Genomic DNA, 9766 nt, shown 5'->3' with positions numbered 1-9766 from the left:
GTGGGGGCTGCGCCCCCACGCCCGGGCTTCTGATGGGTTCGTCAGGCTGTGTAGCGGAGGACGGCGCCTACGTGGAGGTTGGCGTTGGGGCCGTCCGACGGGAGGACGACCAGGTCGCCGTCGGTGGCGGTGACGGCTCTGACGAGGGCGGCGTCGGCGCGTTCGGGGGTGGGGTCGGCGACGCCGAACTCGCTGCGGAGCTCGTCGGGGTCGGCGGCCACCTGGCCGGGCTCCGGGCCGATCCACAGGCGGGCGGGGGAGTCCGGGTCGTCGTCGAGCAGGAGCGTCTCCACCTGGCCCTGCCGGACGGCCTCGACGGTCGCGGGGAGGCCGGCGACGGCGCGTTGGCCGTTGGCGAGCTCGCGGTCGAAGCGCTCGGCGACGGCCATGACCCGTTCGGTCGTCTTCAGCTCCAGGACGCGGCGCACTTCGGCGTCGAGGTCGGGGTCGCCGACGTTGGTGTTCTTGTCGGTCTCGACGGTGCGTTCCAGGACGTACTCGGAGACCTCCTCCAGGACGGCGTTGCGGGCGCGGGTGTCGCCCGCGATGAGGACGGCCTCGGCGCCGCAGCGTTCGGCGGCGCGGTCGATCTCGTGCGCGACCTTCTTGGCGTTGGACTTCCAGACGTTCTCGGAGGAGCGCTGGAAGCGGGACTGGTTCCAGTCGCCCGCCTTCGTCTTGCGGATCGGGTAGTCCTCGTCGCCCTGGACGTCGATGTGCTCGTGGCGTCCGTCGGCGCGGACGCAGTCGATGGCGCCGCCGCGGCGGTCGACGACGGCCAGCAGGTGCGGGAACCGCTCACCGCGGTCGGCGAGGTAGGGCACGACGTGCGGGAGCGGGGCGACGGTGGCCTGCGGGACGCTGGGCGGGCCGGGGAGCCGGCCGCGGTGCACCACCTCGCCGTCCGCCGCGAAGACCACGAAGCCTTCGGAGCGGCGCAGGGCCATCTCGTCGAGGACGGCCTGCTCGACGGCGCGGAGGGTGGCCTCGGGGGCGTGCTGTGCCTCCAGGTCCGCGCGCAGCGCCCGCCACCGCAGCTCGGCGGCCTTGGACGCGTCCTCGGTCGTCCGGGTGAGGTCGGCGTACACCGACGCGTAGGGGCCCGGGCGTTGGTACAGCGTCTTGAGGAATGACAGCTCCATAGGGTGGCCGTACCCGATCCCTCTGGGGCAAACGTAAAGAATGTGGCGATTGGGGCGTTCTATCCCTCGGCGGACTGCTGCAGGCGGGCGTAGGCCAGCTGAAGCCAGTCGGAGCCCGCCACGGCCGTCATGGTGGCGCCGGCCAGCCGGGTCGCGTCCGGCGCGAAGACGAGCCCGGCCGCGTAGGCGGTCGCGACCCACTGGCCGGTGCAGAACGGGCAGGTGATCAGCTCGCCGACGGCGTGCCGGACGCCGTGGCCGCGGGCCTCCTCGGCGAGCTCGGCGGGGCCGGACGTCCCGGAGTAGCGGGTGAACGGGGCGCGCAGCGGGCTCGTCACCGGGTCCTTGGCGATCAGCCGCGACAGCTTGTGCGTGGTGATCGTCATCAGCGCGAGGTCGCCGAGCCCGACGGGGGGCGTGCGGCCGCGGCGCCGCCAGGCCAGCAGCGCGATCGCGCCGGTGGTGACCGCGTACACCGCCATGGTGCCGAGGTAGGAGCCGAGCGGGCGGTCCGCGTCTCCGGCGTACTCGTCCTTCTGCTTGCGGGCGGTGTCGACGACGGTGTTCATGCCTGTTCCTTTCCGGGCGGGACGATCACACAGAACTCGTTGCCCTCCGGGTCGGCGCACACCGTGGTGGGCCAGCCGTCGTCGACGAACGGGCCGCGCACGACGGTGGCGCCGAGCGCCGTGACGCGGGCCAGCTCGGCGTCCATGTCGGCGACCCGCAGGTCCGGGTGCATGCGGTTCTTGACGGTCTTCGGTTCGGGGACCCGCTGCAGCAGCAGGCGGGGGCCCCTGCCGCGGGGGTCGGTGAGGCCGACGTACGGGGGGTCGTAGCCGCCGCGCTCGTAGCCGAGGGCGGCGGCCCAGAAGTCCGCCAGCGCGTCGGGGTCCGCACAGTCCAGGACGAAGACGAGCTCCATCAGTGGTCGCGCAGCGCCTTCACCAGCTGGGACTTGTTCATCGACGAGCGTCCCTCGATGCCGATCTCGCGGGCCCGCTTCATCAGGTCTTCCTTGGTCCAGTCGTCGTAGGAGGGGTTCTTGCCGCCCTTGCTGCCGACCTTCTTGCCGCCCTGGTTCGCGGACGCGTTGGCGATCCGGGCCGCCTTCTCCTTGCTCTCGCCCTTGTCGCGGAGCTTCTGGTACTTCTTCTCGTCCTTGATCTGTGCTCTGGGCATATGAAGTGACTACCCGGTATGCGCCGTCCACACATGGAGTCCCCTTATCGGGGACAATGGCCTCCGGAAAGGGGACACGTGCGCATCGGCATCCTGGGCCCGCTGGCCGTGCGGGACGAGGCCGCGCGACCGGTCGAGGTCAGCGGTCCACGGCTGCGCGCGCTGCTGGTCCGGCTGGCGGCCGAGGCCGGGCGGCCCGTGTCGGCCGAGCGGCTGCTGGACGACCTGTGGGACGGCGCACCGCCCGCCGGGGGAGGCAACGCGCTGCAGGCGCTGGTCTCGCGGCTGCGCGGCGTCGCGGGCCGCGACCTGGTCGAGCACGGCCCGGGCGGCTACCGGCTGGGGATCGACCCGGGCGAGGTCGACGCGGTCGCGTTCGAGCGCGCCGTCGCCGCCGCCCGCAAGGAGCACGATCCGGCGCGCCGCGCGGACGGGCTGCGCCGCGCCCTGGATCTCTGGCGCGGTCCCGCGCTGGCGGACATCGCCGACGCCGACTACGCCCATGCGGCGATCGGCCGGCTGGGCGAGCTGCGCCTCGCCGCCGTCGAGGACTGGGTGGACGCGGAGGCCGCCGCCGGCAGGCCCGTCCCGCCGGTCGCCGAACTGGAGCCGCTGGCCGCCGCGCACCCGCTGCGCGAACGGCTGCGCGGCCAGCTCATGCGGGCGCTGTACGCGGCGGGACGGCAGGCCGACGCCCTGCAGGTGTACGAGGAGACGCGGCACGCGCTCGCCGACCGGCTCGGCGTGGACCCGTCCCCGGAACTGTCCGCCGTCCACCTGTCGATCCTGCGCCGCGAGACCGCCGTGCCCGTGGCGCCCGCCGCGCCGGCCTTTTCCGAGGCGCCCGCGAGCCTCGCGCCGGAGCCGCCGCGCACGAACCTGCCGGCGCAGCTCACCAGCTTCGTCGGGCGGGAGGAGGAGTCGCGCCGGATCGGCAAGCTGCTGCGCGAGTCCAGGCTCGTCACGCTGACCGGGCCGGGCGGCGCGGGCAAGACGCGGCTGGCCGGCGAGACCGCCGCCGGGCTGCTGGACGGCATGCCGGACGGCGTGTGGTTCGTCGCGCTCGCCCCCGTCAGCGACTCCGGCGACCTCGTGCAGGCCCTGATCACCGCCCTCGACGTCCCCGACACCGTCCGCAAGGGGGAGGCCCGCACCGTCCCGCGCCCCCTCGAACGGCTCACCGACTTCCTGACCGCCAAGCGGATGCTGATCGTCCTCGACAACTGTGAGCACCTCGTCGACGCGGTCGCGGAGCTGGCCGGCCACATCCTCGCCCAGGCCCCCGGCGTGCGGATCCTCGCGACGAGCCGCGAACCGCTCGGCATCACCGGCGAGTCGCTGTGCCCCGTCCCGTCGCTGCCGCTGCCGCCCGAGGACGGCGGGCCCGAGCCGGCGGACGCGCTCGGGTACGCGGCGATCCGGCTGTTCGCCGACCGGGCCGCGGCGGTGCGCCCGGGCTTCGCGGTCGGCGCCGGCACCGCGGGCGACGTCGTGGCGATCTGCCGCGCGCTCGACGGCATCCCGCTCGCCATCGAACTGGCCGCCGCGCGGCTGCGCTCGCTCACCCCGCGGCAGGTCGCCGACCGGCTCGGCGACCGGTTCCGGCTGCTCACCGCCGGCAGCCGCGCCGCGCTGCCCCGGCACCGGACGCTGCGCGCCGTCGTCGACTGGAGCTGGGACCTGCTGGACGGCGCGGAACGCACCGTGCTGCGCCGGCTGTCGGTGTTCGCGGGCGGCGCCACCCCGGAGAGCGCCGTGCGGGTGTGCGGCCTGGACGCGCCCGACGCCCCCCACCCCGACGACGTCATCGACGTGATCGCCGCGCTGGTCGACAAGTCGCTGGTGATGGCGGACGGCAACGCCGACGTGCGCTACCGGCTGCTGGAGACCGTCCGGGTCTACGCGGCGGAGAGGCTGGACGAGGCGGGCGAGGCCGATCGCGTCCGCTCCGAGCACGCCGCGTACTGCGTCGACCTCGCCGAGCGCGCCGAACCCGAGCTGCGCCGCGCCGACCAGCTCCGCTGGGCCGCGCGGCTGACCGCCGAACGCGACAACTGCAGCGCGGCGTTCCGCCACCTGACCGCCGTCCGCGACGTGCGGGCGGGGCTGCGCCTCGTCGCGGCCCTGGTGTGGTTCTGGATGATGCGCGACATGGAGCTGGAGGCGGGCGGCTGGGCCCGGTCCGTCCGCGGGATCGCGGGCGACACGGCGCCGCCGGGGCTGGAGGAGGAGTACGCCATGTGCGTCATCTCCGCCGACCTCGTCACCGAGCTGTCGTCCCCCGAGGGGACGACGAACGAGTCGCTGCGCGCGGCCCTCGACCGCGTGATGCGGTTCGTCCCGGACTCGCCGCGCCACCCGGCCCTCGCCCTGGCCGGCCCGGCCAGCAGCATCTTCGCCGGCGACCTGGAGGAGACCCGGCGGCGGCTGCACGGCGTGGAGGACCACCCCGACCCGTGGGTGCACGGCATCGTCCGGGTGATCCTCGGGCACATGGCGCTGAACGCCGGCGAGATCGACCGCGCCGCCGACGAGGCGGCCGAGGGCTGCGTCGTGTTCCGCGAGCTCGGCGACAGGTGGGGCCTGATCATGGGGCTCAGCGCCATGATGCAGGTCGCCTTCGCGCGGGGCGAGCTCACCGAGGCGCTCAGGTACGGCGAGGAGGCGCTCGGGTACACCCGCGAGGGAATGAGCGCCGAGGCGAGCGCCGGGATGCTCACCGCAGTCGCGCGCGTGCGCGCCATGATGGGCGACGTCGAGCAGGCCCGCCGTGACCTGGACACCGCCTCCGCGGCGATGGAGCGCGCCGGCGAGTTCGCGGACGCCGCGGCCGCCCTGCTCCTGCGCTGCGACCTGGCGCTGCAGGAAGGCGACACGGAGACCGCCCGCGACTACGCCGACCGCGCCTACAAGTGGGTCGAGCCGCGCCGGCGCCGTCCCGACTTCAGCCGGGAGATCCGCCTCACCTACTGCAGGTTCGGCTGCCTCGCCGAGGAGGAGGGCGACCTGGCGACGGCGACCGCCTGGCACGCGCGCGCGTGGGACGACCTCCCCCGCGACTGGATCACGGGCAACCCGCTGCTGGCGGCCCTGCTGGAGGGGCTCTCGGCGCTCGCGGCGGCGCGCGGCCATCCCGTCCGTGCCGCGGAGCTGCTCGGCACCGCGCACGGCCTGCTGGGCTTCCGCCACGAGGGCTCGCACGAGGTCCGCCGGGTGGTGCCCGCGGTGCGACGCGAGATCGGCGAGGCCGCCTTCGAGGAGGCCTACGAGCGCGGCCGCCGCGTCACCCGCGACGACCTCTTCGCCGGTGTGTCCGGCATCGTCGAATCGGCCTGACCGGCGCCGACCTCCCGGTCACCGGGACCGGGGCGGCGCGACGCGACCGCGCCGCATAGCGTCCCGCCCGTGCCGACACCGCCGACCCTGACCGAGGCCGCCGAGGCGCTGCGCGCCGGCGCCGTGACGAGCGTCCGCCTCACCGAGGACGCCCTGGCCGCCGCCGACCGGCTGGACGGCTCCCTCGGCGCCTACCTCGCCCGCTTCGACGAGTCCGCGCTGGCCCGCGCCGAGCAGGCCGACCGGGAACTCGCCGCCGGCGCCGACCGGGGCCCGCTGCACGGCATACCGTTCGGGATCAAGGACGTCATCGCGGTGGCCGAGGGCCCGACCACCGCGCAGAGCACCGTCCTGGACCCGCAGTGGGGGGCCGGACGCGACGCGCCCGTCGTCGCCCGGCTGAAGGCCGCCGGCGCGGTGATCACCGGCAAGACCTGCACGATGGAGTTCGCGTGCGGGATGCCCGACCCGTCCGGGCCGTTCCCGATCCCGCGCAATCCGTGGGACACCGCCGCCTGGCCCGGCGGCTCCAGCTCCGGCACCGCCGGCGGCGTCGCCGCCGGCATGTTCCTCGCCGGGCTCGGCACCGACACCGCGGGCAGCATCCGCATCCCGGCCGCCTTCTGCGGCGTCACCGGCCTGATGCCCACGTTCGGGCGCGTCCCCAAGTCCGGGGTCGTCCCGCTCGGCTACAGCCTCGACCACGTCGGGCCGCTGGCGCGCAGCGCGCGGGACTGCGCCGCCGTCCTCGGCGCCATCGCCGGCCCCGACCCCACCGACCCCGACGCGTCCTCGCTCCCGTACGCCCCGCCGGTTTTCGACGGGACGCTCGACGGCGTCCGCGTCGGCGTGGTCCGCGACCACCATTTCCCGGACGACGCCGACCCCGCGCTGGCCCCGGCGTTCGACGAGGCGCTGCGCGTCCTCGCCGGGCTCGGCGCCGCGCTCGTGGAGGTGTCGCTCCCGTACTGGGCCGAGACGATCACTGCGAACTTCGTCACGATGGGCGCGGAATCCCTCGCCTACCACCGCGCCGACCTCGCCGCCCGCTGGGACGACTACGCCCCCTCCACCCGCCTCGCGCTCGCCCGAGGGGCCCTCGCCACCGGCGCCGACTACGTCCAGGCCCAGCGCGTCCGCCGCGTCGCCCAGCAGGCGCTCGCCCGCCTGTTCGACGACGTGGACCTCATCGCCGCGCCGACGCTCGGCATCGGCGCCCCGCGCTACGCCGACATCACCGACGCCGCCGGCAACATCAACGTGGACGCCACGTCCCGGTTCTTCTTCACCCCGTACTGGGACTGCGTCGGCAACCCCGTCGTCGCCGCGCCGATGGGGACGACCGCCACCGGGCTGCCGCTGTCCGTCCAGCTCGCCGGCCCCGCCTTCGGCGAGGCGGGCATCCTGCGCGCCGCCGACGCCTACCAGCGCGTCACCGACTGGCATCTCCGCGTCCCACCCCTCGCCGCCGCGCAAGGAGACGACCGTTGACCGAGACCGTCCCCACCGACGACCCGACCGGCGCGACCCCCGAGGTCGGCGCGGACGTGGCGGCCATGCTGGCCCGCTGCGGCCTGCCCGCCGGACCGTACGAGCTGGCCTACCTGACCGCCGAGTACCCGTACCTGAAGGCCGGCATCGACATGCTCTACGCGGTGACCGAAGCGAGGGACGCCGACCCGGTGCTCCACTTCCGGGCCGGCGTCCCCGACGCCCGCTGACATCGCCGTACCGTTCAGGCGCGGCGCGAGTACATGCGCATGGCCAGCGGGAACGTGACGACGACGATCCCCGCCGCCCACGCCAGCGTGTACCAGACGTGGTTGCCGACCGGCCCGCCCACGGTGAGCGCCCGCACCGCGTCCGCCAGGTGCGTGACCGGATTCACCTTCGTCCACGCCTCCAGCCAGCCCGGCATCGTGGACGTGTCCGGCACCAGGATGCTGCTGCCGAACGTGAGCGGCATCACCCAGATGAACGCCAGGCCCTGCACCGTCTCCGGCGACGGCGCCACCAGCCCGACCAGCACCGAGATCCAGCACACCGCCAGGTAGAAGACGTACGCCAGCGCGAACGCGCCGAGCACCGACAGCGGGTCGGTGTGGAACCGGAACCCCAGGATCGAGCCGAAGCCCACCAGCACGACCATCACGGTCAGGAACCGGACCGTGTCCCCGAGCACCGACCCGATCAGCGGCGCCGACCGGGCGATCGGCAGGCTCCGGAACCGGTCGAACACCCCCTTGTGGATGTCCTCGTTCAGCGCCGTCCCGAGACCCATCGTCGCGAACATCGCCATCTGCGCCACCAGCCCCGGAAGCAGCTGCTGCAGGTAGGCGTGCGTGTCGCCCGCGAGCGCACCGCCGAACACGTACAGGAACAGCAGCAGGAACACGATCGGCATCAGCGTCGTGTCCAGCAGCTTCTCCGGCGAATGCCTCAGCTGCGCGATGTTGCGCCACGCCAGCGTCAACCCATGCCGCAGCGTCCTGCGCGGGCTGATCCGCGCAGGCGGGCCGGACGTGGCGGGCGCCTCGACGGTCATCGTGCTCATGCCATGCTCCCCTCGGAGATCAGGTCGGCCTGCCGCTCCTCCGCGACATGGCCGGTGAGTGTGAGGAAGACCTCGTCCAGGCTCGGCAGCCGCAGCGACAGTTCCGCCGCCACGATGGACGCCTCCTCCAGCCGCCGGACCAGCGCCGGCAGCAGCTTCGGGTCCTGCACCGGCGCCGTGACCAGGCCCGTCGCCCCTTGGACGTCGGGCCGCTCGCCGGTCAGCTCCGCCACGATGGCGGTGAGCTGCGCCGTCCGGAACATCTCGGTAGCCCGGACTGCGAGGGTCTGCCGCCCGATCCGCGACTTCAGCGCGTCGGACGTCCCCTCCGCGATCATCCGGCCGTGGTCGAACACCGCGATCCGGTCGGCGAGCGCGTCCGCCTCGTCCAGGTACTGGGTGGTCAGCAGCACGGTCGCACCGTCGTCGACCACCTCGCGGACCGTGTCCCACACCTCGTTGCGCGCCCGCGGGTCCAGCCCGGTCGTCGGCTCGTCCAGGAAGATGACCTCGGGACGGTTGATCAGGCTCGCCGCCAGGTCCAGCCGCCGGCGCATGCCGCCCGAGTACGTCTTCACCGCACGCGACCCCGCCTCGGTGAGCCGGAACCGGGCCAGCAGCTCCCGTGCCCTCGCCTTCGCGTCGGCCCGGCCGAAGTCCAGCAGCCGCGCGATCATCACCAGGTTCTCGGTGCCGGTCAGCTCCTCGTCCACCGACGCGTACTGCCCGGTCAGCCCGATCATCGCGCGCACCCGCGCCGCGTCCTTGACCACGTCGTAGCCGCACACCGCGGCGCGGCCCTCGTCCGGCTTCAGCAGCGTCGCGAGCACCCGGACGGCGGTCGTCTTCCCGGCCCCGTTGGGGCCGAGCACGCCGAGCACCGTCCCGCGCTTCGCGGCGATGTCCACCCCGTCCAGGGCCACCGTCTCCCCGAACCTCTTCCGCAGGCCCTCGGCCTGGATCACATCGTCCATCAGTCGGCCTCTCACAGATCCTCGTGCTGACATCGCCAAGCGTCCGCGAGGTCCCTGACACGGCGCGCACATCGCCGCCCGGACGCTGACGCCCGACTGACACGCCGCTGACGCCGACCGCCCGCACCCCCGTGACCAGCGGGTTTCCCGAGCCCGTCCGCCAGGTGTCCAAAGGGTGGCACCGCCGATTTGACGGACCGTACGAGGCTGCCTAATGTTCTTCCTGCCCCAAGGGGATGCGGGACGCCGAGAGGCGGACGGCCCCGGGGGAAGCTACCGAGAGAAAACGGTTCGAAGCCTGCTTCGGAGCGAGGTACTCTTGAGTGGAAGGCCCGAGAAGGGATGCAGGACGCCGCAAGGTGGCCGGCCCTGGGGACTCCAGCGCACGATCAGACACAGGCGATCTTGGTCGCCCGTGATGGTGCGCGGCGGACGGGCCGAGAACCTGAAGATCGACTCAGCGAGTCGGGTTGACAGGATCGAAAGTTCCGGTAAGTTAGAAGGGTTGCCCCGGAGCGAGGTTCGCGAGAGCGGATCGAGCGCGGTGGGTGTCCGTTTCTTGAGAACTCAACAGCGTG

9 protein-coding genes are annotated in these 9766 nt (G+C 73.8%); 3 read left to right on the top strand and 6 right to left on the bottom strand.

Annotation, left to right across the window (positions count from 1 at the left end):
- Positions 1–41 precede the first annotated feature (41 nt).
- Genes ABD296_RS47800 through ABD296_RS47785 form a run of 4 tightly spaced genes read right to left on the bottom strand, consistent with a single transcriptional unit; the run spans position 42 to position 2324 of the window.
- Positions 42–1142, bottom strand: coding sequence for a baeRF2 domain-containing protein (locus ABD296_RS47800; RefSeq protein WP_344284622.1), 1101 nt, complete (start codon positions 1140–1142; stop codon positions 42–44).
- Between the two features lie 59 nt (positions 1143–1201).
- Positions 1202–1711, bottom strand: coding sequence for a DUF1360 domain-containing protein (locus ABD296_RS47795; RefSeq protein ID WP_344284620.1), 510 nt, complete (start codon positions 1709–1711; stop codon positions 1202–1204).
- Positions 1708–2067 carry a VOC family protein gene (locus tag ABD296_RS47790; protein WP_344284617.1) on the bottom strand — a complete coding sequence of 120 codons (360 nt, stop codon included), beginning with the start codon at positions 2065–2067 and terminating at the stop codon, positions 1708–1710. Before ABD296_RS47790 ends, ABD296_RS47795 begins: the two co-directional genes overlap by 4 nt.
- On the bottom strand, positions 2067–2324 hold the full coding sequence (locus ABD296_RS47785) for a DUF7218 family protein (protein ID WP_344284614.1): 258 nt from the start codon (positions 2322–2324) through the stop codon (positions 2067–2069). Before ABD296_RS47785 ends, ABD296_RS47790 begins: the two co-directional genes overlap by 1 nt.
- Before the next feature lie 78 nt (positions 2325–2402).
- On the opposite strand from ABD296_RS47785, the gene ABD296_RS47780 reads away from it, so the two are divergent.
- The 3 genes from ABD296_RS47780 (at position 2403) to ABD296_RS47770 (ending at position 7381) form a co-directional block, all read left to right on the top strand.
- Positions 2403–5660, top strand: a complete 3258-nt coding sequence (locus ABD296_RS47780) for a BTAD domain-containing putative transcriptional regulator (protein WP_344284610.1) — start codon at positions 2403–2405, stop codon at positions 5658–5660.
- 69 nt (positions 5661–5729) lie between these two features.
- A complete protein-coding gene (locus ABD296_RS47775) occupies positions 5730–7151 on the top strand; it encodes an amidase (RefSeq protein ID WP_344284607.1) in 1422 nt (473 codons plus the stop codon).
- Complete coding sequence (locus ABD296_RS47770; protein ID WP_344284604.1) at positions 7148–7381, top strand: hypothetical protein; 234 nt, start codon at positions 7148–7150, stop codon at positions 7379–7381. Before ABD296_RS47775 ends, ABD296_RS47770 begins: the two co-directional genes overlap by 4 nt.
- A 14-nt stretch (positions 7382–7395) precedes the next feature.
- Here ABD296_RS47770 and ABD296_RS47765 read toward each other — a convergent pair whose 3' ends face one another.
- On the bottom strand, positions 7396–8214 hold the full coding sequence (locus ABD296_RS47765) for an ABC transporter permease (protein WP_344284601.1): 819 nt from the start codon (positions 8212–8214) through the stop codon (positions 7396–7398).
- A complete protein-coding gene (locus ABD296_RS47760) occupies positions 8211–9188 on the bottom strand; it encodes an ATP-binding cassette domain-containing protein (RefSeq protein ID WP_344284598.1) in 978 nt (325 codons plus the stop codon). Before ABD296_RS47760 ends, ABD296_RS47765 begins: the two co-directional genes overlap by 4 nt.
- Positions 9189–9766: the final 578 nt, after the last annotated feature.

The organism is Actinomadura napierensis (genome assembly GCF_039529375.1).
In the GTDB taxonomy this organism is placed as follows: Bacteria; Actinomycetota; Actinomycetes; order Streptosporangiales; family Streptosporangiaceae; genus Spirillospora; species Spirillospora napierensis.
The sequence above is the reverse complement of the archived record's forward strand: the minus strand, read 5'-3'. Positions and strand labels throughout refer to the sequence as shown.

Bases quoted from the DNA above. Each gene is read 5' to 3' on its own strand.
- ABD296_RS47765 (WP_344284601.1), bottom strand. From the start codon at position 8,214: ATGAGCACGATGACCGTCGAGGCGCCCGCCACGTCCGGCCCGCCTGCG.
- ABD296_RS47790 (WP_344284617.1), bottom strand. From the start codon at position 2,067: ATGGAGCTCGTCTTCGTCCTGGACTGTGCGGACCCCGACGCGCTGGCG.
- ABD296_RS47795 (WP_344284620.1), bottom strand. From the start codon at position 1,711: ATGAACACCGTCGTCGACACCGCCCGCAAGCAGAAGGACGAGTACGCC.
- ABD296_RS47785 (WP_344284614.1), bottom strand. From the start codon at position 2,324: ATGCCCAGAGCACAGATCAAGGACGAGAAGAAGTACCAGAAGCTCCGC.
- ABD296_RS47760 (WP_344284598.1), bottom strand. From the start codon at position 9,188: ATGGACGATGTGATCCAGGCCGAGGGCCTGCGGAAGAGGTTCGGGGAG.
- ABD296_RS47800 (WP_344284622.1), bottom strand. From the start codon at position 1,142: ATGGAGCTGTCATTCCTCAAGACGCTGTACCAACGCCCGGGCCCCTAC.